The following is a 24,027-nucleotide window of genomic DNA, read 5'->3' on the forward strand; positions in this document are numbered from 1 at the left end:
CGGGGGCCTTAGACTATGAAGCATCTTCTTTCCGCAACGAGTGCTGCGGCCGTGTCGATGGCGCTTATGGCGATCGTGCCGAGCCCGTCCAACGCCGATATCCAGCATCTTGATGATGTCATCATTCAATTCAGTCTTTGCGTCGGCAATGATTGCGTGAATGGAGAGAGCTTCGGATTCGATACGATCCGCCTGAAGGAAAACAACGTTCGCATCCATTTCGATGATACCAGCGTTTCGGCGAGTTTTCCGCGCAATGATTGGCGTATCACGATCAATGATAGCGCCAATGGCGGCGGGTCCTACTTCAGTATCGATGACGCGACCGCCGGGCGGCAGGTATTCCGGGTGGACGCCGGGGCTCCGGCAAACTCGCTTTACGTCGACTCCCAGGGTGATGTCGGTATCGGTTTAGCGAATGCTGTAACGGATATTCATGTCCGTAGCGGAAATACGCCGACACTGCGCCTGGAGCAGGACGGGTCCAGCGGCTTTACCGCACAAACGTTCGACGTCGCCGCGAATGAAGCGAATTTCTTTATTCGTGATGTCACCAACGGGAGCTCGCTGCCATTCCGGATTCAGCCGGGTGCGGATCAGGATACCCTGTATCTCAGCGATTCCAGCCGTGTCGGTATCGGCCGGAACAATCCGCAAGTCAGCCTTGATTTTCTGGCGCGTACCGGGACCACCGGATCCGGTAGCGCGAACTCGGTCACGGGCACAGCTTTCCGCCTCGCGTCCGCATCCGGTTCGGTCGTAATGGCCATGGATGCAGGCAATGACGGCGAAGGGTGGCGTATCTCGAGCCAGACCAACGATACGGAATTCCGTATTTCCAAGGGTGGAAGCGGCGAGCGGGAATTCGTCCTCGATTCCGCAGGCAATCTGACGATTTTCGGAGAAATCACCACGGGCGGTTCCTGCTCGGGTGGTTGCGATGCGGTCTTCGCTGAAGACTATGATCTACCTTCGATCCGCGAGCACGCCGATTTCATGATGGATAACGGCTATCTCATGCATGTCGGTCCAACTCCTGAATCCGGGCCGTTCAATCTGTCGACCAAGGTTGGTGGCATGTTGAGTGAGCTCGAGTATGCCCACCTCTATATCGCGCAGCTGGAAACCGATCTTCGTTCGACGAATGATCGTCTCAACGCGCTGGAGGATCGGGTCGGACAGCTCGATTAAGTCTCGCTGATAGGCGCGGCCGCCAAAGCGTCGCGCAACAGATTCAAGGCTCCGGAATGCATGCTGACAAGCAAGCAATCCGGGGCCTTTGTCATTCCTGACCCGCATTCGCCCTTTCGATGTCCCGGTCGGCCCTCGCGCCCAGCTCCGGGTGCGCGCGTCGGGCGTGCCCGCATGATCATGCGCCGTGATCAATGCTGGTGTGTAAAGCGCCACGGCCAGCAAGATGGGGCAGTCGACCTGTCTTGCGCGAGCCCCTCGCTTGCCGATATAGTTTAGGTCTAAAATAAATCGCCAGAGCGGGGGAGCCGTGTGCGATGAAGATTGCCTGTTTGGGTGGGGGGCCGGCTGGCCTCTATTTTGCGATCTCGATGAAGTTGCGCGACCCGGATTGCCAGGTTGATGTCTACGAGCGCAATCGTCCTGGGGACACATTTGGCTGGGGTGTGGTTTTCTCCGATCAGACCATGGAGAATCTCGAGGGCAATGACCCGGTCAGTGCCCGTTCCATAGCTGACAATCTCGCACATTGGGACGATATCGATGTCCATTTCCGCGGTGAGGTCGAGACCTCCACCGGCCACGGATTCTGCGGTATTGGGCGCAAGCACCTTCTGAACATCCTCCAGGATCGGGCTCGCGACCTTGGTGTCGGACTCCACTTCGAGTGCGAGGTCGGCGTCGACCTCGATCGCTTCGCCGATGCCGATATGATTGTGGCATCCGACGGCTTGAACTCGAAAATCCGCTCCAGATATGCGGACCATTTCAAACCCGATATCGATGTGCGCCAGAACAAATTCATTTGGCTGGGCACACAGAAAGTCTTCGACGCCTTCACGTTTATCTTCACCGAGACCGAGCATGGCTGGGTCTGGGCTCACGCCTACAAGTTCGACGATGGCACCTCGACATTTATCGTCGAGTGCTCGCCCGGAACCTGGGAGGGGCTGGGCTTTGGCGAAATGGACCAGGACGAAACCTGCCGGGCCTGCGAGGCGCTTTTTGCGCATTGGCTGGACGGCGAAGGCCTGATGTCGAACGCACGGCATCTGCGCGGGTCGGCGTGGCTGAACTTCCCGCGCGTGCTGTGCGAGACGTGGGTTCACGACAAGCTCGTCCTTCTGGGCGACGCGGCTCACACCGCGCATTTCTCGATCGGGTCGGGGACCAAGCTGGCTTTCGAGGACGCGATCATGCTCGCCGAGGTGTTGACCAGCGTCGACAGGCCGGTCGCCGATGGGCTCATGGATTATCAGGAAGCGCGCAAGGTCGAGGTTCTCAAGCTGCAGAGCGCGGCCCGGAATTCGACGGAATGGTTTGAGAATCTCGAGCGCTATACCGGTTTCCCACCGAAGCAGTTTGCCTACTCGCTGCTGACCCGTTCACAGCGCATCAGCCATGAGAATTTGCGTCTGCGCGATGCCGACTGGCTGTCAGGCGTTGAGACCTGGTTCGCCGGCGGCGGGGGTGGGGGCGGGGCGTCCAGTCGGGCTCCCATGTTTGCACCTTTCAAGCTCCGCGACATGCAATTGGAGAACCGGATCGTTGTCTCGCCGATGTGCATGTATTCGGCGACAGAGGGCACGCCGGGTGCGTTTCACCGCGTCCATTACGGCGCGCGATGCCTGGGCGGCGCCGGGCTGGTCTATACAGAGATGACGGATGTCAGCGCTGATGCCCGGATCACGCCGGGCTGCACGGGCCTTTACACTGATGACCATGTGACGGCTTGGCGCGAGATCACTGATTTCGCGCACGAGCACACCGAGGCAAGAATGGCGATCCAGCTTTCACATGCGGGTCGGAAGGGCTCCACCCGACTGGGTTGGGATGGGTATGATGTGCCGCTTGAGAGCGGCAACTGGCCGATCTATGGCCCGTCGCCCATTCCGTGGGATGCGGGCAATCAGGTTCCGATCGAGATGAGCCGGGCTGACATGGACCGGATACGCACGGATTTTGTCCGCGCGACCAGGCGCGCGCTGGAGGCCGGGTTCGACATGATCGAACTGCACTGTGCGCATGGCTATCTCCTGTCCTCCTTCATCACGCCGCTTTCCAATCAGCGTGCGGATGCCTATGGCGGATCCTTGGAAAACCGCCTTCGTTACCCGCTTGAGGTGTTTACCGCGATGCGGGAGATCTGGCCCGCCGGGAAGCCGATGGCGGTTCGCATCTCCGCGACTGATTGGGTCGCCGGCCAAGGTATTGAAGCGGATGAGAGCGTCCAGGTCGCGCAGGCCTTCATGGCGGCCGGAGCTGATCTGATAGATGTGTCGGCCGGGCAAACCACGCCTCTGGCCCGTCCGGTCTATGGCCGCATGTTCCAGACCCCCTACTCCGACCGGATTCGCAACACCCTTGGCTGTGCGACGATGGCGGTCGGCAATATCTTCGAAGCAGATCATGTGAATTCCATCCTGGCGGCTGGACGGGCCGATCTCGTTGCGCTGGCTCGCCCGCACCTGCTCGATCCGAATTGGACGTTGCGCGCGGCAGCCGAGCTCGCCGACCGCGGCGTCCCTGTACCGCGCCAATACTTGGCCGGCTTCGACCAGTTGTCGCGCAATCTGCAGCGGGCCCAGCAAATGGAGGAGCAGGCATGAGCGATCTTGTCGGGAAACGCGCTGTCATTACCGGTGGCGGCACCGGAATCGGGCTGGCTTGCGCCCGCCGCCTGACTGAAGAGGGTATCGAAACGGTGCTGATGGGGCGCAATCTTGACCGCCTTGAAGCCGCGGCCTCGACGCTGGCAAATGCCCGCGCAATAGGGTGCGATGTGACCGATGACCAAAGCGTCGACCGGGCCTTCGAGGCCTGCGGTCCGGTCGATATTCTGGTCAATAATGCCGGCATCGCCGCGGCCAGCGCCTTCACCAGAACATCAATGGATGACTGGCGCCGTATCCAGGCGGTGAATGTTGAGGGCCTGGTGCGATGCACCCAGGCTGTGCTTGGGCCGATGCTCAAGGCACACTATGGCCGCATCATCAATATTGCGTCGATCGCGGGTCTGCGCGGCGGAGCTTATGTCGCGCCCTATGTCGCGTCCAAGCATGCGGTTGTCGGGCTGACCAAGTCGCTGTCGCTGGAATTTGCGCAAACAAGCCTGACCGTGAATGCGGTCTGCCCCGGCTTTGTCGAGACGCAGATCGTCGAGGATGCGATTGCCAATATCATGGCCAAAACCGGCCGTACGCGGGACCAGGCGCTGGCTGAGCTGGCCAAGGAGAACCCGCAGGGTCGGCTGATCCAGCCTGACGAGGTGGCCGAGACCGTGGCCTGGTTGTGCTCACCCCGTTCCGGTTCGATCTCGGGCCAGGCCATCACGATTTCCGGCGGGGCGATCTGAGATGGGCCCGACCATCGAAGAGGAATCCGTCGATGAGACGACCGGCGTTGACCGGCAGGCGGTGAAGCTGTGGCTGCGGCTTTACCGCCCGATCTCCCTGATCGAGCGCGAGCTGCGCAGTCGGTTTCAGCGCGAGTTCGGGGTTAGCCTGTCGCGCTTTGATGCCTTGTCGGCCCTGGATCGTGCGCCGGAGGGTCTGCTGATGGGCGAGCTCTCTGATCGACTTCTCGTTACCAATGGGAATGTCACCGGATTGATCAGTCGCATGCTGTCGGACGGGCTGGTGACGCGCGAAGCCCAGCCGCAGGACCGGCGCAGTTTCCGCGTCGCCCTGACCGCAAGCGGACGCGCCACCTTTGCGCGCATGGCACGGGCCCATGCCGGCTGGCTGTCCGAGCTGCTTGCCGATCTGCCGCACGACAGTGCCGCCCACCTCGCCGACCATTCCGAAGCGCTGCTGCGCAGTCTTCAAACCGAAACGAACGGATAGATCATGCTGGATCCCAAAACCCTCAAGCCGGTGCATTTCCTTTGGTCATTCGAGGATGGCGTGGCGACGATCACGCTCAACCGTCCGGACCGCAAGAATCCGCTGACCTTTGAAAGCTATGCCGAGCTGCGCGACCTGTTTCGCGATCTTGTCTACGTCAAATCGGTCCAGGCCGTCATTGTCACCGGGGCTGGCGGGAATTTCTGCTCCGGCGGCGATGTCCACGACATCATCGGCCCTCTGGTCGAGAAAGACATGGCCGGTCTGCTCGATTTCACCCGAATGACAGGCGATCTGGTCAAGGCGATGCGCGATTGTCCGCAGCCGGTAATCGCCGCGGTCGACGGGATTTGCGTGGGCGCGGGTGCGATCATGGCGATGGCGTCGGATCTGCGCGTGGCAACACCGGCCGCGAAGACAGCCTTCCTGTTCAATCGGGTCGGCTTGGCCGGCTGCGATATGGGGGCCTGCGCGATTCTTCCCCGCTTGATCGGTCAGGGACGCGCGAGCGAGCTTCTCTTCTTTGGTCGCTCCATGTCGGCTGAGGAAGGCGAGCGCTGGGGTTTCTACAATGCGATCGTCGAGGCTGGCGCTCTGATGGAAACGGCGACTGAGTGGGCGAACCGGATCGCAGCCGGGCCGAATTTCGCGAACGCCATGACCAAAAACCAGCTCAACACCGAATGGGATATGGGCCTGCACACGGCGATCGAGGCCGAAGCCCAGGCCCAGGCCATTTGCATGCAGACACGCGATTTCGAGCGCGCCTACCAAGCCTTCGTCGCGCGCGAAAAGCCGGTCTTCGAGGGGGATTGAATGTCCGATAGCAGCTATCTGGCCTGGCCCTTTTTTGACGACGCCCACCGCGCGCTCGCAGCAGAGCTGTCGGACTGGGCCCGGGTTCGTTTCGGCACGACCGGCTTCTCCGAGCACGCCGACATTGATGCTGACTGTGCCGTGATCCGTGCTGCACTGGGTGAGGCCGGGCTGACCCGCCAGGCCGTCCCGGCTGCTTATGGTGGCTCACAGGAAACGCTGGATGTCCGGTCGCTCTGCCTTGTCCGTGAGCACCTGGCCTATCGCTCCGGTCTGGCAGATTTCGTCTTTGCCATGCAGGGCCTGGGCGCGGGTGCGATCACGCTGTTCGGGACGCCGGCCCAGAAGCAGGCCTGGCTGCCGGGCGTGGCGTCGGGTGAGCTTTGTGCGGCCTTTGCCCTGACCGAACCGGCCGCTGGCTCGGATGTGGCGGCAATCGCGACCGAGGCGCGCCGAGACGGTGCTGAGTATGTCATCACTGGCGAGAAGACCTTTATTTCCAATGGCGGGATCGCTGATTTCTATGTCGTCTTCGCCCGGACTGGCGAGGCGGACGGCGCGCGGGGGCTCAGTGCGATCATCGTGCCGGCCAACACGCCGGGCCTGGTCATCGCCGAACGCATCGAGACCATGGCGCCGCACCCGTTGGCCCGGCTCCGCTTCGAAAATTGCCGCGTCCCGGCAGACAATCGGCTGGGCGAGGGCGGGGCGGGTTTCCGGATTGCCATGTCGACTCTGGATGTTTTCCGCTCGACCGTGGGGGCGGCCGCGCTGGGGTTTGCCCGGCGCGCGCTGGACGAAGCCACCGCACGGGCTCGGGATCGTGAGCTCTTCGGAGCGCCACTCGCCGACCTCCCCGGTGTCCAGACGCAATTGGCCGAGATGGCGGTCGATATCGATGCCGCCGCGCTTTTGGTCTATCGCGCAGCCTGGACCAAGGATGGCGGCGCGGCTCGCATTACCCGCGAGGCGGCGATGGCCAAACTCTATGCGACGGAGGCGGCGCAGAAAGCCATCGATACCGCAGTCCAGATATTCGGCGGGCTCGGGGTAACGAAGGGCAATGTTGCCGAAGCGCTGTACCGGGAAATCCGGGCCTTGCGGATCTATGAGGGGGCATCGGAAGTCCAGAAACTGGTTATTGCGCGCGCTCACCTGGCCGAGGCCGGGTCATGAGTTTCAACCGCTCGCGCCGGGTCCGTTTCGCCGATGTCGATCCGGCCGGAATCGTCTTCTATCCCCGCTATTTCGAGATGATCAACGGGATGATCGAGGACTGGTTCGACGAAGGTCTGGGCTATGGCTTTGATGCCATGATCGTCAACGGGCCGCATGGGGTTCCGCTGGCCCATATGGACGCTGAGTTCAAGGCGCCAAGTCGTCTCGACGACACGCTCGATTTCACGCTGGTCGTGCGTGGGCTGGGGCGTTCCTCGATCAAGCTGACCCTGACCGCACGATGCGGAGGCGAGGTCCGCATGATCGCTCGCCCAACGCTCGTATTCATTGATGGACCGGCCAACAGGCCGATTGCAATTCCGCCGACCTTGCGAGAGCGGATGCTGTCTTTCGAGGAGATCATCTGATGCAGATCCTGCAACCACCCGGCTGGCCGCGTCCCAAGGGTTATTCCAACGGGATACTCGCGCGGGGCCGCACAATCCATGTCGCTGGCCAGATTGGCTGGGATGAGAGCGGGGACATCGTCTCGGATGACTTTGCGGTGCAGTTCCGTCAGGTGCTCGACAATACGCTCGCTGTCCTCGCCGAGGCCGGAGCCCGCCCCGAGCATGTCGTTCGCATGACCGGTTATGTCACCAATCGCGACGAGTACCTGTCCGCCGGGCGCGAGCTCGGCGCGATCTGGAAAGAGCGGATGGGACGGAATTATCCGGCCATGGCTTTTGTCATTGTGCAGGGCCTGATCGAGCCGCGCGCCAAGGTCGAGATCGAAACAACGGCCGTGCTGCCGGACTGATCCGGCACCGCCGGGCCTGAGCGGGTCCGGTAGAACCATCGTCAAACGCGTCGGGGAGGACGTGATGACATTACAGACATCAGGCCATGTGGATGGCTTTGCACGCGATCATCTGCCACCGCGGGAGCAATGGCCGGATTTTCGCTTCGAAGCGGCGGAGCTGGACTATCCGGCGCGGCTGAATTGCGGGGCTGAATTGCTGGATGGTGCCGTGGCAAAGGGTTGGGGCGATCGGGTGGCGGTCTATAGCCGTGACCGGATCCTGACCTATTCCAAATTGCTCGCGGAAGCGAACCGGCTCGCTCACTATCTGGTCGACGATATGGGTGTCTTGCCGGGCAATCGAGTCCTGCTGCACGGACCGAACGGGATCGAGCTGATGCTGGCCTGGTATGCGGTCATGAAGGTCGGCGCTGTTGCTGTGACCACAATGCCCATGCTCCGCGCGCTCGAACTGGGCAAGGTGATCGGCAAGGGCCAGGTCGCCTTTGCGCTCTGTGATCCGGCCCTTCTTGAACCGGTTCGCGAAGCGGCGGCCGAGCACCCCGTCCTGAACCGGATTGAATGTTGGGGTGCGGGCAGCACGTTGGCGGCCGCGATGGGCGGCAAACCGACCAGCTTCACAAATGCGGACACGGCACGGGACGATGTCGCCTTGCTGGCCTTCACCTCGGGCACGACTGGACAACCCAAGGTCTGTGCCCATTTTCATTCAAGTGTCCTTGCGATGGCCGACACGTTCGGTCGATACACGCTCTCGCCCGAACCGGACGAAATCTATGCCGGCACGCCACCGTTTGCCTTTACCTTCGGGCTCGGTGCTTTCGTGGTCTTTCCGGCGCGTGCCGGGAACGCCGTGGCGCTGGCCGATCGGCCCGGATTCGAGGCGCTTTGTGAAACCGTGGAGCGCTTTGGTGTCACCACACTGTTTACGGCGCCCATGGGCTATCGGGCCCTGATGGGGTTGTGGGACGCGTACGACATGGGATCCGTCCGCAAGGCTGTTTCAGCCGGCGAGACCCTCCCCAAGCCAACTTCCGACGCGATGTTCGACAAGACTGGCATCCGCCTGATCGACGGGATCGGGGCGACGGAGATGATCCATATCTTCATTGGCGCTTCCGGCGATGCGATCCGTCCGGGGGCGACCGGTTTGCCGGTTCGAGGCTATGAGGCGCGCATCATTGATGAGAACGGACAGGAGCTCGCCCGCGGCGAGGTCGGACGCCTTGCCGTGCGCGGGCCGACCGGCTGTCTCTATCTTGATGACCCGCGTCAGGCTGACTACGTCGTTGATGGCTGGAACATAACCGGTGATCTCTATCGGCGTGATGAGGATGGCTATTTCTGGTATTTCTCGCGCGCTGATGATCTCATTGTCGCGGCCGGCTACAACATCGCCGGGCCGGAGGTGGAGCAGGCCCTTCTGACCCATGAGGCCGTCGTCGAATGTGCGGTGGTTGGGGCGCCCGACGAGGAGCGCGGCACGATCGTCAAGGCCTTTGTTGTGCTGACACCGGGGCATGCCCGGGACACCGATATGGTCGAAGCTCTTCAATCCCATGTGAAAGCCGAAATCGCGCCTTACAAATACCCGCGCGCGATCGAGTTCCTCGACGCCTTGCCCAAAACCCAGACCGGGAAAGTTCAGCGCTACCGCCTGCGATAAGGCTGATACGCGGGTCTTCTGCTGTTGGCGGGCATGGCGCCTTGCTTGTGGTGGTTTGGAGATACCGGTACAGCTGGCGAGAAGCATCGCTCTGGGGGCGGTGAGCCATATTCGGGAGGTGTCTGTGCGCGTCGGTTATGTTTTGGGTGCATTCGTATGTCTGGCTGGGGGCGCCCTGGCGCAAGAAGTGGATGACCGCACATTCGCCGGAGAGGTGACGGAAGTCGAGCCGCGAGCGGTCACCGAAATCTCGCTTGAGGCCGGACAGCTCGTCACCTTGTCGACGTCGTCTGCGGACCGTCTCGACACCGTTCTCGAGCTCGTCGGGCCGGATGGGCGTACCGTGGCAGAAAATGACGACCGCAGCCCGGGCGACCTGACGTCCCAGATCATCTACGTTGTCGAGGCGAGCGGCGATTACTCCGCAGTCGTGACCGGTTATGGCGGCGCAACAGGCGGTTTCGAACTGAGCATCGCCGGCGGGCTTGATTTCGGCCTGACGAGTGAGTCCCGCACCATGGTTGAAGAGCGGGTCACGCTGGATGCCCGCCGCCGCGAGGTCAGCTATCCGGTCAGCCTTGCGGGCGAGGACATCCTGGTGGTCACCACCTATGCCCTCACAGCCGATCTCGACACGACGCTGGCCCTGCTGGACGCACGTGGTGAGGTGGTCGCCCAGAATGATGATCGCGGTGATGGCAGTCTGAACTCGCAACTGGTTTTCCAGGCCGAGCAGCCTGGCGACTATCGCGTGGTTCTCGGCTCCTATGCGGACGCGGGCGAGGGTGATCTGGTTCTGTCCATTGCGACCGACCCGAACGCGGAAGTGCCCTTTGATTTCGACTCGATCGAGCGTGATGTGTTCGCCGAACAAGCCGGCATGATCGCCGGTCGCGACACCGAATTCGATTATCCGCTTGAGCTTGAAGCCGGTCAGACCGTCATGGTGCTGGCGGAGGCGCTCAGCGGCGATCTCGATACCGTGCTGCGCCTTGTCGGCGAAGACGGATTCCCGGTTGCGCTCAATGATGATCGCGGCGATGGCTCGCTCAATTCCGCGATCGCCTTCACGGCGCCGGAAGATGCCAGCTATACGCTTGAGCTCCGACGCTATCGCAGTGGCGAGAGCAGCGGCGACTATCGCCTCGAACTGTCCTTTGTGGACGCCACCGTCGTCGACACATTGCAGGACCTGCTGGAAAACAGGGTCGCCCTGAGCGGTCCGGAACTGGTCATCGAAACCGAAGATTTCCGGGTTCACTATACGCTCGAAGGGGTCGATGCGTCCTCCACGGAATACGCCGAATCCGTAGGGGTCACGCTACAGTCCATGCTGGATGAGCAGGTCTCGCGCATTGGTTGGGCCGAACCGGTCCGCGATGATGACGGGCGCTATACAGCCTTCGTCGCCGATGCGGATGGCTCCATGGGTGTGACCTATCCGGTCCAGATTGTTTTCGACAATGTGCATACGGGTGATGTTCGCGAGACCTCCGCGGCACGGACCGTCTTTGTGGTCGACAATGACTTTGTCGGCATGGGCAAGACGGCGTCGGTTCACAGCCTGATGCGGGCCACGGCGACGCACGAATTCAACCACGTCATCCAGTTCGGCTATGACTCCGAAGAGGGTCTGGACTGGCTCTATGAGGCGACGGCCTCCTGGACCGAGACCACCACAGTCGGCAGCGACCAGGACGCGACGGACTATGTCGCGACCGATTATGCCGCGCCGGAAGTCTGTTGGACGACGAGCGAGAGCGGGTTTGACTACGCCCAATGGACACTGTTGCAGTCGATTGCCGACAGTTATGGCGAGGGGCTCATCGTCGAGATGTGGGAAAACAGCGTCACGCTGGATGGTTTCGACACCATGTCGGCTTCACTTGAGCGGGTCGGGACAACCATTCCGGACGTGATCCAGCGTTGGCGGGCCCAGAATTACGCCATGGCATATGATCTCGCGCCGATGTTCACCGATACGGTGTACATCCAGCACAGCATGGATAGTGAGCGTGGCTGGATGTCCAAAGGCGGGCTGGAACAGCTCGGAGCGAACTATATCGCGCTCGAAATGGACGGACGTTTTGGGTTCGAGTTGAGCGGTGATGACGGGCTTGAGCTGGTCGCACTGGGGCATCGTGATGGTGTGGTCGATGTCACCCCGCTGGGGCGTGGCGGTACGGTCGATACGACCGGCTATGACCATTCCGCCCTGATGGTTTTCCGCCGTACCATGCCGGAAGCGCCGGGTGTGTGTTCGGGTACGGGCTATTCGCTCGATGTGACGTCGTCCACCTCAACCCCGCCGCAACCCGCTTATCAGTTCGATGCGCCGCATTTCTCGGCGCCGGGCTAGATCAGCCCACATCCGCTTCAGCCGCGGCCAGGTCTTCGGCTGAATTGATATTGAGAAATGCGCCCGGACCGTCGAATGCGACGGTTCGGGCGTTGGCGTTCCGGGCCAATTGAATGAGGGCCAGACCGGCGCCGGCCGGGCTGTGCGTCAGCTGGGCCGCGACGTCGGCCGGTCTCCAGGCCGAGAAGGCCGGTTGCAGTCGCCCGCCTGCATGCGCGATGGCTGGTAGCGGTCCGGCACACAGGCGTTCGACCAGATCCGGAGCAAGAAATGGCGCGTCTACCGGGACGGTAATCAGAACACAATCCGGGACCTCGGCCAGGTGCTTCGCGGCGGCATGAAGGCCTGCGGCAGGCCCGGCGGGGCCGTCAGTCCTGTCGGCCAGAACCGTCAGACCGCTTCCATAATCCGAGCGACCGGATATCAGGACCTGGTCGACCTGCGGTGTCAGGCGCTCCAGGACATGCTGGATGAGGGGCCGACCGTTCAGGACCGCTGACGCCTTGTCGATGCCGCCCATGCGTCGGGCCTGACCGCCCGCGAGGATGAGGCCGGTGCGCCTCATGGGACCCGGACGAAGTGTCCGCCGCTTCGCGCATACAGCGCGATGCGGGCTTCCCGGGCTTTGCGTATGGCAAAGGCGGTGGGCGCGGACAGGGTCGCAATCGCCGGCAGTCCGGCGCGCGCGGCCTTCTCCACCAATTCATAGGAACAGCGGCTGGACATGACCACGAAGCCGTCGGCCGTGTCCCGTCCGTCACGGACCAATGCACCGACCAATTTGTCGAGGGCGTTGTGACGACCGACATCCTCGCGGGCGGCCAGCACCTCTCCCTTGGAATTCGCCCAAGCGGCGGCATGAACCGAGCGGGTCCGGGCGTTGAGGGGCTGCCAGTCAGGCAGGGCGGCCATGGCGACGGCCAGCGCTTCCGGGCTGAGCTCGACCGCTTGGTCAGCGATCGGCGGCAATGGTCTGGTCAGGCTCTCAGTGTTGTCCAGCCCACACAGGCCGCATCCGGCCCGGCCCGGCAAGGTGCGGCGGCGCTGTATGAGGTCAAAGCGTTCCAGTCGGTCTGCATTGAGCGAGATGTGCAGGTCAATTCCGACCTCTCGATGCACGATCTCGATGGCCTCGATTTCGCCGGGATGGCGGATGATCTCCTCCGCGAGCGAGAACCCGATAGCGAAATCGGCAAGATTATCAGGCGTGGCGAGCATGACGGCGTGATTGCGCCGGTTGTAGACGAAGGCCACCGGAACTTCCTCGGGCACAGCCCATTCGGCGCCATCGGCCAGGACGATGTCGGTTGCCGCGGCTGCGGCGGCGCCCTGTTCGGTGATCACAGGCCCGCTATTCGGCCGGTTCGACACGATCATCTCGCTGGATTCTCCGGCTCGGCGCCGTCTGTTCGGCATGGGCTTCCTGCCACGCCGAGCGATGATTGGCCGGGCTCACTTCGACGGCCGTCACCTTGTATTCCGGGCAGCTGGTCGCCCAGTCGGCATTCTCGGTCGTGATCACATTGGCGCCCGTCTCCGGGTGATGGAAGGTCGTGTAGACAACGCCCGGCGCCATGCGTTCGGAGATTCGGGCACGCAATGTGATCTCGCCCTTGCGGGAGCGGACAGACACCCATTGTGCGTTCTGGATGCCGCGTGTCTCCGCATCGCTGGGGTGCAATTCCAGCACATCCTCGTCATGCCAGCGCGAATTCTCCGTGCGGCGCGACTGGGCGCCGACATTGTACTGGCTGAGAATGCGGCCCGTGGTCAGGATAAGCGGGAATTTGCGATTGGCGCGTTCGGTCGTCGGGACAAATTCGGTGACCACGAAATTCCCCTTGCCGCGCACAAATCCGTCGACATGCATGATCGGCGTGCCCTGTGGCGCGTCCTCATTGCACGGCCATTGCACGCTGCCCTCGCGATCCAGGCGGGCGTGGGACACGTCGGCAAATGTCGGGGTCAGGGCAGCGATCTCGTCCATGATCTCCGCGCTTGTGGCAAAGGACTTCACCGCATAGCCCATCGCTTCGGTCAGCGCCTGCGTCACGGCCCACTCATCCATGCCGGTCTTGTTGCGGACCGCCGGGCGAACCCGATTGATGCGGCGTTCGGCATTGATGAAACAACCATCCTTCTCGAGGAAGGACGTGCCGGGCAGAAAGACATGGGCGAAGCGGGCCGTCTCATTCAGGAAGAGGTCCTGGACAACGAGAATATCGAGCGCTGTCAGCGCCGCTTCGACATGCTGGGTATTTGGATCGGACTGGGCAATGTCCTCGCCCTGGACATAGAGTCCACGGAAATTTCCAGCGCAGGCTTCGTCGAACATATTGGGAATGCGCAGGCCGGGCTCTGCGTCTTGCTTGTGTGCCCAGGCGGCTTCGAAAATGGCGCGTGTGGCGTCATCGCTGACATGGCGATAGCCGGGAAACTCGTGCGGGAAGGAGCCCATATCGCAGGATCCCTGGACGTTGTTCTGGCCGCGCAACGGGTTCACGCCGACCCCGCGTCGCCCGATATTGCCGGTGGCCATGGCGAGGTTGGCCATGCCCATGACCATGGTCGAGCCCTGGCTGTGCTCTGTGACACCGAGTCCGTAATAGATCGCCGCCGCGCCACCCTTGGCATACAGGCGTGCGGCAGCCCGGATATCATCGGCCGGGACGCCGGTGATTGACGCCGCACTTTCCGGTGAATTGGTCTTGTCCTTGATGAAGGCGAGCCAATCATCGAACGAATCGACTTCGCAGCGTTCAGCAATAAAGCGATCGTCCAGCAGGCCTTCCATGGCCGCGACATGGGCAAAGGCGTTGACCAGGGCGACATTGGTGCCGGGCTGAAGCGCCAGATGATGCGCCGCCGCGACATGGGGCGTGCGCACCAGGTCGATGGCGCGTGGATCGGCCACGATGAGTTTGGCTCCAGCACGCAGCCGACGCTTCATTTGCGAGGCGAAAACCGGGTGGGCGTCGGTCGGATTGGCGCCGATAAGCAGGATCACATCGGCGTCTTCGACGCTGTCGAAATCCTGGGTGCCAGCTGAGGTTCCGTAAGTCTGTTTCAAGCCGTAGCCGGTGGGTGAATGGCAGACCCGGGCACAGGTATCGATATTATTGTTGGAGAAGGCGGTTCGGACCATTTTCTGGACCAGCCAGACTTCCTCGATCGTGCAGCGTGAGGACGAGATGGCCCCGATCGACTTGCGGCCGTGTTCGGCCTGAACCGCCTTGAACCGATCTGCGGCAAAGCCGATTGCCTCATCCCAGCCGACTTCGCGCCAGGGCTGATCGAGCGAGTCGCGGATCATCGGCTTGGTGATGCGGTCGGCATGGGAGGCATAACCCCAGGCGAAGCGGCCCTTGACGCAGGAATGGCCATGATTGGCCTTGCCGTCCTTGTCCGGCACCATGCGGATGACCTGGTCTCCTTTCAGCTCGGCCTTGAAAGAGCAGCCGACGCCGCAATAGGCGCAGGTCGTCTTCACGGACCGATCCGGCACGCCATGTTCGACAACGGCTTTCTCTTGCAGCGTGGCCGTGGGGCAGGCCTGGACGCAGGCCCCGCAGGAGACGCATTCAGAGTTGAAAAAATCAGGTCCGCCAACCGCGATATGCGAGTCGAAACCCCGGCCCTCAACCGTCAGGGCGAGGGTTCCCTGAACTTCGTCACACGCACGCACGCAACGCGAACAGACAATGCATTTGGACGGTTCGAAGTCGAAATAGGGGTTGGAGATGTCCTTGGCCTGCCCGCCATGATTCTCACCGGCAAACCCGTAGCGGACATCGCGCAGGCCGACCGCGCCCGCCATGTCCTGAAGCTCGCAATCGCCATTGTCGGAACAGGTCAGACAGTCAAGCGGGTGGTCGGATATGTAGAGCTCCATCACCCCGCGACGCAGGCGGGCGAGGCGGTCGGTTTGAGTGGCCACTTTCATGCCCGCCTCCACCGGGGTGGTGCAGGAGGCGGGCGTGCCGCGCTTGCCCTCGATCTCGACCAGACAGAGTCGGCAGGACCCGTAGGCATTCAGGGAGTCGGTCGCGCAGAGTTTGGGGATTTGCGTGCCCAGTGACATCGCGGCCCGCATGATACTCGTGCCTTCGGGAGCCGTGGTCTCGAAACCGTCGATTTCGAGCGTGACGGTTGTCTCGCTCCCGCGCGGCGCCGGGGTTCCGAAATCGATCTCCTTGTCCAGGGGCATGGCGGGGTCCTACTCGGCGGCCAGACGGGTGAAGTCTTCGGGAAAGCGCTCTATCGCACTGCGCACAGGCATGGGCGTCAGGCCGCCCATCGCGCACAGCGAGCCGTCAGTCATCAGCTCACACAAATCCTGCAGGAGATCGAGATTGGCCTCGATCTCATCGCCGGCGATAATCCTGTCCAGCGTCTCGCGGCCGCGCGTGGCACCGACCCGGCAAGGCGTACACTTTCCGCAGGACTCGATGGCGCAGAACTCCATCGCAAACCGGGCCTGGCGCGCCATGTCGACGCGGTCGTTGAACACGACGATGCCGCCATGTCCCAGCATGCCGCCAATCTCCGCCAGGGCTTCGTAATCCATGGCGACGTCGAGATCGGCTTCGCGCAGATAAGCCCCGAGCGGGCCGCCCACCTGGACGGCGCGCAACGGACGGCCGGACCGGGTGCCGCCCCCAAAGTCCTCAATGAGGCTGCGCAGGGAGACACCGAAAGCGAGTTCGATGAGCGCCCCCCTCGCGATATCACCAGCCAGTTGAAAGGCCTGCGTTCCGCGTGATCGACCCGTGCCGAAATCGCGATAGGCCTCGCCACCATGCGCGAGAACCCAGGGCACGCTGCCCAGCGTGAGGACATTGTTGACGATGGTCGGTTGGCCGAACAGGCCGGAAATCGCCGGGATGGGGGGTTTGGCTCGAACCTCTCCGCGCTTGCCCTCGAGGCTGTTGAGCATTGAGGACTCTTCGCCGCAGATATAGGCACCGGCGCCGGTGCGGACTTCGATGTCGACATCGGCGCCATCGACCAGGTCCCGAAAGTGGCCGGCCTCGCGCCACAGTGTGATCGCTTGTTTGAGCGTGCGGATGGCGTCGGGGTATTCCGAGCGCAGATAGACCAGACCGTGGCAGGCACCAATCGCACGCGCCGCGATGCACATGCCTTCGATCAGGGTGAAGGGATCACCCTCCATGAGCAAACGGTCTGCATAGGTGCCGCTATCGCCCTCATCGGCATTGCAGCACAGATATTTGCGCTCGCCCGACGATTTGCGCGCGGTTTCCCATTTGATCCCGGCGGGGAAGCCGGCCCCGCCGCGGCCGCGCAGGCCCGATGTCCGGACCTGTTCGATGATGGCATCCGGTGAAAGCCCGCGGGCGGTTTCCAGCCCACTCAGCCCGCCACCCTTCGCATAGGCCTCGAGGTCCAACGGGTCGGCCAGTCCGCAGCGCACAAAAATCAGCCTCTGCTGCCGGGCGAGTTGCGGGATGTCCTCGACCGGACCAAGGGCCAGCTTGTGGCCGGTGTCAGGAAAACCGATGTTCACCAGGTCGGCGACATCGTCCGGTGTGACCGGACCGAAGCCCAGGCGCACGCCATCGCGTTCGATCTCGACCAATGGCTCAAGCCAGAACAGGCCCCGTGAACCATTGCGCACGATCTCGCAATTGTCGGGCAGGGCCGCCGCAAAAGCGTCCGCAACCGCGTCTGCGCCGACCGAGCGGGCGGCCGAGTCGCCCGGAATATAGATGCGGTCGGGCAATCCGATCATTCCACGTCTCCCGGCAGGGCGCCATTGGCCGTCAATTCATCGATCAGGGCGTCTGGATCAAGGCGCCCGATCGGCCGGTCATCCAGAAGTGCGGCAGGTCCGAGGGCACAATTGCCAAGGCAATAGACCGAGCGGATCTCAATCCTGTCTGCTGCGGACGCGAGCGCCGCTTCCAGCCGGTTGGCAAGGGCTTCGCCTCCCACTGCCTGACACGCCTCGGCGCGGCAGAGCTTGAGTATATGGCGGGGGCCGGGCTGGCGGCGGAAATCATGGTAGAAGCTGAGCACGCCCAAGACCTCGGCGCGGCTCAGATTGAGCGCGTCGGCGATGGTGGCAATGGCGCGGTCGCCGACGAAGCCGGAGGTGCGCTGGACATCGTGCAGGATTTCGATCAGCGCATCAGGGCGGTTGGCCGCGCGTGCACAAGCGGCACGGGCGGAGGCATCATCGATCGTATCGATCAACATGGGCATAATCTGACGCCGGACTCCCCGAAAACTGTTTTTTGTTACCGGGCATTATGACGTGTTATGCCGCACTTCCCAAATCGCCGATGGGATCAATCGACAGGCCTTGCTGGACCAGGGGTGGCTGGGAGTCGGTCAGCCGACTCCCGGCCAGTCTAGAGACCTTCAGGTGAGTCGTCGGCAAGGCAGGTCGGAATGGGCATCTCCTGCCAAGGGTCGAACCCGTCGAGCAGTGAGAGCTCCGGTGGTCGGGTCACTGGCCCGGCCATACGGATCGCCTCGATGCCTTCCGAGGCAGGAATGACATCGCTCACCAGCGGTGTGAGCACCTTGTCCGCTGCGTCGGCCTCGGAAAAGTGCACGATGGTGCCGTTGCCGAAATCGAGATCGGCCAGGTCCGAGCCCGTCAGACGGCCGATCGAATTGCCGTCCTGCTCGCTGAGCTGTGTCCAGGACATGCCCGGCATCTGGCGCGCCGCAGCGGCCAGCAGGGACACGGGTTCGGCGGACGACGGTGTGAAGGTGAAGGCGCCGCCATCAATCTCGACCGTTCCGTCCGCGAAGCGCAGTGTTTCCATGTCGATCAGAACGTCAGAACCGTCCGGGCTGTCCGTTCTCTGGTCAGTTATGCGGACGCGACCATTGGCCAAGTAGCGCACGGCGTAATCAGCATAATCGCCCGAGAAATAGGCACTATCGATCCCATTTCCGCCGTTCAGCGTGTCATTGCCGGCACCACCGGTCATGCGGTCATTGTCATTCTGGCCGAACAGGCGGTCATCCCCTCCGTCGCCGCGCAGGATGTCATTACCTGTGCCGCCGATAACGAGGTCATTGCCGTCATCGCCGAAGACCCGGTCATTCCCGGCCTCGCCCTTCATCGCGTCGTCGCCGCCCTGTCCACGCAGGATGTCATTGCCATCCCCGCCGACCATGCGGTCACGATCATTGCCGCCATACAGGAGGTCGTCGCCGTCGTCGCCACGCAGGTTATCCGCGCCGTCACCGCCATAAATGGTGTCGTTGCCACCGAGGCCGCGCAGGACATCATTGCCGCCATTGCCGGTGATCACATCGTCGCTATTGGTGCCCAGAATACGGTCGTCGCCGTCATCCCCCTCCAGCGGATTGCCGCCGCCGCCACCGCCGCCACTACCGCCTTGGAAGGTAATGGTCTCTATATTGGTCAGCGTGTCGGTTCCGTCCGGTGATCCGGCGCGCAAATCAACCACGGTGGTGGTGCCACCATTTACGGTGACATTGTAGTCGGTCTCAGCCCCGGAATAGATCGCGGTATCCGAGCCGCCACGGCCGTTGATGGTGTCGTTGCCCGCATTGCCGGTGAACACATTATCGCTGTCATTGCCGGTCAGCGTGTCGTTTCCGCTGCCGCCCGTTGCGTTTTCGATCACAACGCCCTCAGCGATGGTGAAGCCGCCGATCACCCCGGTGACGTAGGAGACGAAACCGCCTCCGCCAGCAGCGTAGGTGATGCTGGCCGCGCGCAGGTCGATCACGGCAGCAGCGCTGCCGGAATAGGCAATCGTGTCGTCGCCGCCCGTGTCCCAGATGGCCTGGTACATTGTGCCGGCACTGTTTCCGGTGAAGAGCTGATAGACGGTCGAGCCGGCATTGTGGCTTGCGTTGATGCCGTATTTTTCCTGGATCAGAGCGATGTCGAGCGGGCCGAGCGTGCCTTGCCAACCGAAATTATTGCCGCCGCTGAGTCCATTGGGACCCGTCGCCCAGCCGTCATTATAGGACATGGTCGTGAATATGCCCTGGTTCAGGTCGTTGTCGCCATAGCTGTTGAACGAACCCGTGACGCCGTTCATGACGACGGATACGCCGCCTGTGTCATGAGGGTGAGCGAGGCCAAGCCCGTGTCCAATTTCGTGGATCATTGTGACAAAGGCATAGCCCCCGGGTTGCAGGCTGGCATTGGTCCATGTGCTATGGGAATCATTGAATACGCCGACCCCTGCATTGACGGTCCCCGGCGGGTTGAAATAGCCAAGCGTGTCGCTGCCCAGATCTGACTTCACGAGCGTGAAGGTGGCGCTGCCCTGGTTGCCCGTTTCGGCGAACGTGATGTTGGCGACATCGGCGAACACGCCAAAGGCAGCCATGGCGGCCGCCTTTTCGGCAGCGCTCCAGTTGGAGCTGGCAGTTTCGCCGTCATAGGTCTCACCGGTCGTGGCGAAATAGACCGTCAAGGATGAACCGGCGACTTGGGTGCCCCAATCCAGAGAATCCAGAAGGCTCGGGGGCTCGACCTCTTCGGCGCCGAGTGTGTAATTGCCGGTTTCGGTAGAGTAGGCATGGGCGTCCAGATAATAGGTGCCGGTCTCGGTTGCGGTGAAATTGATCAGGGAGTTCAGTCCCGGCCCGCCATCATCATTCGTGGTAAGAATATTGCCGTCGGAATCACGCAGATGCAGCTTCGGGTCGCTTAGACCGAAGGGTCCAACGCCGGTCAACGCAAAGGCATAGCTCTCACCGGCAACCAGGTCGATCGCCACCCAGTCATGATCGCCCGAGGTATCGATTGCGCTATTCAACGTGTTGCCGACTGTGAGCGTGGCTGTCGTGCTGGCATCACCTGCAATCGTGTCCGCCATGGGTGTGTCGAGGCCGGGAACGAGCGGTGGCGGCGAACCCTTCTCGATCGAGAAACCCCGATCCGAGAATGCATTCATGGCGAAGGCGGCGGCAAAGCCCGCGCCGTCAATCGCGCCATGAAGTGGATTCGTGCCGTCCTCGGTCGTGGTGCCCCGCCCGCTCGAATGCCTGCACAGAACGCACATCCCGGTTCCTCCCTTTAAGCATGTGCCGGCAGGGTCGGTGGGACCCTGCCGCAATATTTGGGAAAGACTACTATCATTCGGTTGCCGAACGCACCAAGTTTTGAGTGCCAATGACGGATGAGTTTGTTAGATATTCAGCATGGGGCCTGACGCGATCCGAGGAGACCCATACGGTGCCGACATTCCTGGTTCTTGTTGCGGCTCTGACGCTAATCGCCTGCGCGCCCGTCACAGGGCCGAATACCACGGGGGCCCCCGAAAACATGCCTGATCCGGTTTACGACCTGCCGCATGCTCAAGGCCGTGGCTTTACCAGCCTGGATGAGTATCTCGCGCACCTGCAGGAGATGGGGGCCCAGGACCGGCCCTTCTATGTCGAAATCGAGCCGGGCATCTATGAGCGGGCTACCGGGCGACGCATGCCCGGTTCAGCGCCGGAACCGGAGCGGTTTACGCGCGCCGAGCTTATGGAAATGTTCGGGTTTCAGGAATAGCGGCGGCGTGTGCCAGGCCCGGCAACAAGCGCTTGAGCCGATGAGCGGCCTCACTTAGCTTGCCGTCATGGGGAAGAGGGCTACCAACATCGTGACGTGCTGCGCCTGCCGCTCCGGGTCGGGAGCATGAGTGCGCGCGGCTGCCGGATCGCGCTGATTGATGATCATCGCATGTTCGTGGACGGGTTTGCCGTCCTGCTGGGCTCACTGCGCCCGGACTACGATGTGTGCACCTATGATGCACCTGTTGCCTTTCTCGAGGACCTCGAAGCCGGTCAGAGCTTTGACCTGGTCATTCTCGATCTGGTGATGCGCAGCATGAATGGGTTGGCAGTGCTCGCCGCGATGCGCGATCGCCGGTTCCGCGCGCCGGTTCTCGTCCTTTCCGGCATCGGATCAGAACCGCCAATCGCCGAAATGCGTTCCCTGGGCGCGCGCGGATTCGTGCACAAGTCCGCCGACACGGCGGTTCTCGTTGAGGCGGCAGATGCCCTGCTTGCCGGCAAGACATGCTTCATCGAGCAGGACGGGCGTGAATCGGATCTGACGGATGCCCATGACCCTGACCTGGCGGCCTTGGTTGGCGGCGTCCCGACCCTCGCGCCACGCCAGACGGAAATTCTCCATCTGATCGGCAAGGGAGAGACCAACAAGGCGATCGCTGCGAAGCTGGATATCAGCGAGAATACGGTGAAGTCCCATTTGCGGGCGGTATTCGAGGCGCTGGGAACTCACACTCGCACCGCCTGCGTTCGCAAGGCCCAGGCCCTCGGCCTGATCTGATCCCGGCGCGGCTTACTCGAGACTGGGGGCCCGCGCCAGTATCTCGAGAAGCACACTTTGGACGCGTACGGGATCTGCAGGTTTGGTGATGACGGTGACATCCGCAAGGCCCGCCAGTTTCTCGAACTGATAGATGTCGCCGGTCAGCAAAATGGCTGGTGTGTCCGCAGCCAGTTCAGCGCGAAGGGCGGTAATGGTTTCCAACCCGTCTTCCCCGTTGGCCAGGCGCTTGTCTACAATCAGCAGCGCAGGTTCTGATGTCGCCCATGACAGCAGATTCACGGCTTCCTCGCCCGACTCCGCCGCAACGACGCGGCAACTCCAGTCCGTCAAAACGATGGCGAGGGAGTCCCGGATTGCCGCATCGTCCTCGACCAGAACAACCAGCGGCGTCCCGGTCACACGGTCCAGCCGGGCAGGGTTTTCGGCCAGCACCAGGTCGGCTGGCGCACGAGCAATCCGGAGACGCGCGCGCGTGCCTTCACCGCTGGCCGAGTGGAATTCCAGCTCCGCGCCCAACTTGCTGGCGAGTTGACGCACGATTGGCAGTCCGAGCCCGAGCCCGCTCTCGCCACCATCGACCGGTGCGGCCAGTTGGACGTATTCGTCGAATACCCGGTCCACCTCATCGGAGGGGATGCCCGGCCCGTTATCGCTGACTTCAATGAGCATGTCCGCGCCATCACGGCGCGAGACAAGCCGGATTTGGCCCCCGGGCGGGGTGAATTTCACGGCATTCGAGAGCAGGTTCCGCAGGATTCGCGCCAACAGAAGGGGATCATTGTCGACAATGGCGGCCTCGATCCGGGTTTCCAGTGTGAGGGCGTGTCCACGGGCCGGCTCCGCGAATTCCTGTTCCAGACCCTGCAGGATTGTCTCCAGCGCGAAGGGCCGTGGTTTCGCGACGATGGCGCCACTATCCAGACGCGCGGTTTCAACCAGCGCCTGAAGCAATTGCTGCTGACTGCTCCAACACGCTTCGATCTTGTCGAGCAGTTCCAGCTGTTCGGCTTGACGCAACGTTCTGCGCATCGCGCCGATGAAGAAACCCTGCGCCTGGAGAGGCTGGGCGAGATCATGGCTGGTGGCAGCGAGGAAGCGGGACTTCTCCGCGCTGACCCGCTCAACAAGCGCATTCTGCTCTTGAAGTCGTCGCGTCAGTTCGCGATTTCGTTCGGCCGCCAGCAGGGTCTGCGTCTGGATTTCTGCCCGCGCGCTAACCAGCAGGCCAAAGCCGTAGTAAATCAGCAATCCGACGCCGATCAGCCGGAGTGGCCCTTCCACTGTCACCAACCAGTAGCTGGTGAAGGGAAGCAGGGTGGCGCTGGCCAGCGCGATGAATGTGGGTCGGTACTCCGCGCTTGGCATCATGCCGCCGACAGTGATCGCGAACACCATGTTGATGGCAATGAAAAGGTTGAGCAGCGACGTGTCGTCCAGAAAGGCGATGGCGAAGCTCGCCCAGACCAGGCCCGTTAGTCCGGAGATGAAAATATGGCCGGTCAGGTAGCGGCGGTAATTGGTCAGATTGACGCCGCCGGGCGCAACCAGGCGCGGATAGGCAAAGACCACACCGACCATGCCCCCCGCCGCCGCAAGCCAGCCCGCCGCAAAGCGGAAATCTCCGGTCAGCACGATGAGAACGGTGAGGTAAAGAATGACACCGCCAATGATCAGGCAGGACATGCGCGTCCGGGCCAGGAGAAGCCGCGCCTGATCGAGGCGTATGTCCTGGAGGTCAGCGCTCAGCCCGGAGGCTTCCGGGCCGTCATCTGACGTTGAGGTGCCAGCGTCGGTCATCCGGGCTTGGGCTCCAGGCGGTGCTGGCGGCTCCGAGCGGCCACCTTGCCCGTAATCTGCCATCGC

19 protein-coding genes are annotated in these 24,027 nt (G+C 62.4%); 12 read left to right on the plus strand and 7 right to left on the minus strand.

Annotated elements, in window-relative coordinates; all coding sequences use genetic code 11:
- Positions 1–15: 15 nt before the first annotated feature.
- From JXQ94_RS00085 to JXQ94_RS00130, 10 genes are all read left to right on the plus strand, one after another.
- A complete protein-coding gene (locus JXQ94_RS00085) occupies positions 16–1,191 on the plus strand; it encodes a hypothetical protein (RefSeq protein WP_421921796.1) in 1,176 nt (391 codons plus the stop codon).
- Positions 1,192–1,508: 317 nt separating this feature from the next.
- On the plus strand, positions 1,509–3,800 hold the full coding sequence (locus JXQ94_RS00090; RefSeq protein ID WP_421921797.1) for a bifunctional salicylyl-CoA 5-hydroxylase/oxidoreductase: 2,292 nt from the start codon (positions 1,509–1,511) through the stop codon (positions 3,798–3,800).
- The gene (locus tag JXQ94_RS00095) at positions 3,797–4,546 is read left to right on the plus strand and encodes an SDR family NAD(P)-dependent oxidoreductase (RefSeq protein ID WP_421921798.1); all 750 of its coding nucleotides are present in this window, start codon (positions 3,797–3,799) and stop codon (positions 4,544–4,546) included. Before JXQ94_RS00090 ends, JXQ94_RS00095 begins: the two co-directional genes overlap by 4 nt.
- A 1-nt stretch (position 4,547) precedes the next feature.
- On the plus strand, positions 4,548–5,036 hold the full coding sequence (locus JXQ94_RS00100) for a MarR family winged helix-turn-helix transcriptional regulator (RefSeq protein ID WP_421921799.1): 489 nt from the start codon (positions 4,548–4,550) through the stop codon (positions 5,034–5,036).
- 3 nt (positions 5,037–5,039) lie between these two features.
- Positions 5,040–5,852, plus strand: coding sequence for an enoyl-CoA hydratase family protein (locus JXQ94_RS00105; RefSeq protein WP_421921800.1), 813 nt, complete (start codon positions 5,040–5,042; stop codon positions 5,850–5,852).
- Positions 5,853–7,028, plus strand: coding sequence for an acyl-CoA dehydrogenase family protein (locus tag JXQ94_RS00110; protein ID WP_421921801.1), 1,176 nt, complete (start codon positions 5,853–5,855; stop codon positions 7,026–7,028).
- Positions 7,025–7,438: an acyl-CoA thioesterase gene (locus JXQ94_RS00115; RefSeq protein ID WP_421921802.1), complete on the plus strand. Its 414-nt coding sequence runs from the start codon at positions 7,025–7,027 to the stop codon at positions 7,436–7,438. Before JXQ94_RS00110 ends, JXQ94_RS00115 begins: the two co-directional genes overlap by 4 nt.
- Positions 7,438–7,830, plus strand: coding sequence for a RidA family protein (locus tag JXQ94_RS00120; protein ID WP_421921803.1), 393 nt, complete (start codon positions 7,438–7,440; stop codon positions 7,828–7,830). The genes JXQ94_RS00115 and JXQ94_RS00120 overlap by 1 nt, the downstream gene beginning before the upstream one ends.
- Before the next feature lie 64 nt (positions 7,831–7,894).
- Positions 7,895–9,499: an AMP-binding protein gene (locus JXQ94_RS00125; protein WP_421921804.1), complete on the plus strand. Its 1,605-nt coding sequence runs from the start codon at positions 7,895–7,897 to the stop codon at positions 9,497–9,499.
- A gap of 187 nt (positions 9,500–9,686) precedes the next feature.
- Positions 9,687–11,858: a DUF6055 domain-containing protein gene (locus JXQ94_RS00130; protein ID WP_421921805.1), complete on the plus strand. Its 2,172-nt coding sequence runs from the start codon at positions 9,687–9,689 to the stop codon at positions 11,856–11,858.
- A 1-nt stretch (position 11,859) separates the two neighbouring features.
- Here the strand turns inward: JXQ94_RS00130 and mobA are convergent, their stop codons facing one another.
- The 6 genes from mobA to JXQ94_RS00160 form a co-directional block, all read right to left on the minus strand.
- Positions 11,860–12,423, minus strand: coding sequence for a molybdenum cofactor guanylyltransferase (gene mobA / locus JXQ94_RS00135; RefSeq protein ID WP_421921806.1), 564 nt, complete (start codon positions 12,421–12,423; stop codon positions 11,860–11,862).
- Entirely contained in the window at positions 12,420–13,235 is an 816-nt protein-coding gene (gene fdhD, locus JXQ94_RS00140; RefSeq protein WP_421921807.1) for a formate dehydrogenase accessory sulfurtransferase FdhD, read from the minus strand. The genes mobA and fdhD overlap by 4 nt, the downstream gene beginning before the upstream one ends.
- A complete protein-coding gene (fdhF, locus tag JXQ94_RS00145; RefSeq protein ID WP_421921808.1) occupies positions 13,210–16,065 on the minus strand; it encodes a formate dehydrogenase subunit alpha in 2,856 nt (951 codons plus the stop codon). The genes fdhD and fdhF overlap by 26 nt, the downstream gene beginning before the upstream one ends.
- A gap of 9 nt (positions 16,066–16,074) precedes the next feature.
- Entirely contained in the window at positions 16,075–17,610 is a 1,536-nt protein-coding gene (locus JXQ94_RS00150) for an NADH-ubiquinone oxidoreductase-F iron-sulfur binding region domain-containing protein (RefSeq protein ID WP_421921809.1), read from the minus strand.
- Positions 17,607–18,083 carry an NAD(P)H-dependent oxidoreductase subunit E gene (locus tag JXQ94_RS00155; RefSeq protein ID WP_421921810.1) on the minus strand — a complete coding sequence of 159 codons (477 nt, stop codon included), beginning with the start codon at positions 18,081–18,083 and terminating at the stop codon, positions 17,607–17,609. The genes JXQ94_RS00150 and JXQ94_RS00155 overlap by 4 nt, the downstream gene beginning before the upstream one ends.
- A 149-nt stretch (positions 18,084–18,232) precedes the next feature.
- Positions 18,233–20,884, minus strand: a complete 2,652-nt coding sequence (locus tag JXQ94_RS00160; RefSeq protein WP_421921811.1) for a M10 family metallopeptidase C-terminal domain-containing protein — start codon at positions 20,882–20,884, stop codon at positions 18,233–18,235.
- 173 nt (positions 20,885–21,057) lie between these two features.
- On the opposite strand from JXQ94_RS00160, the gene JXQ94_RS00165 reads away from it, so the two are divergent.
- Complete coding sequence (locus JXQ94_RS00165) at positions 21,058–21,378, plus strand: hypothetical protein (RefSeq protein ID WP_421921812.1); 321 nt, start codon at positions 21,058–21,060, stop codon at positions 21,376–21,378.
- Positions 21,379–21,504: 126 nt separating this feature from the next.
- The gene (locus tag JXQ94_RS00170; RefSeq protein ID WP_421921813.1) at positions 21,505–22,161 is read left to right on the plus strand and encodes a response regulator transcription factor; all 657 of its coding nucleotides are present in this window, start codon (positions 21,505–21,507) and stop codon (positions 22,159–22,161) included.
- Between the two features lie 12 nt (positions 22,162–22,173).
- Here JXQ94_RS00170 and JXQ94_RS00175 read toward each other — a convergent pair whose 3' ends face one another.
- Entirely contained in the window at positions 22,174–23,961 is a 1,788-nt protein-coding gene (locus JXQ94_RS00175; RefSeq protein ID WP_421921814.1) for a hybrid sensor histidine kinase/response regulator, read from the minus strand.
- Positions 23,962–24,027 lie beyond the last annotated feature (66 nt).

Source organism: Maricaulis maris, assembly GCF_049116555.1.
Classification (GTDB): Bacteria; Pseudomonadota; Alphaproteobacteria; order Caulobacterales; family Maricaulaceae; genus Maricaulis; species Maricaulis maris_C.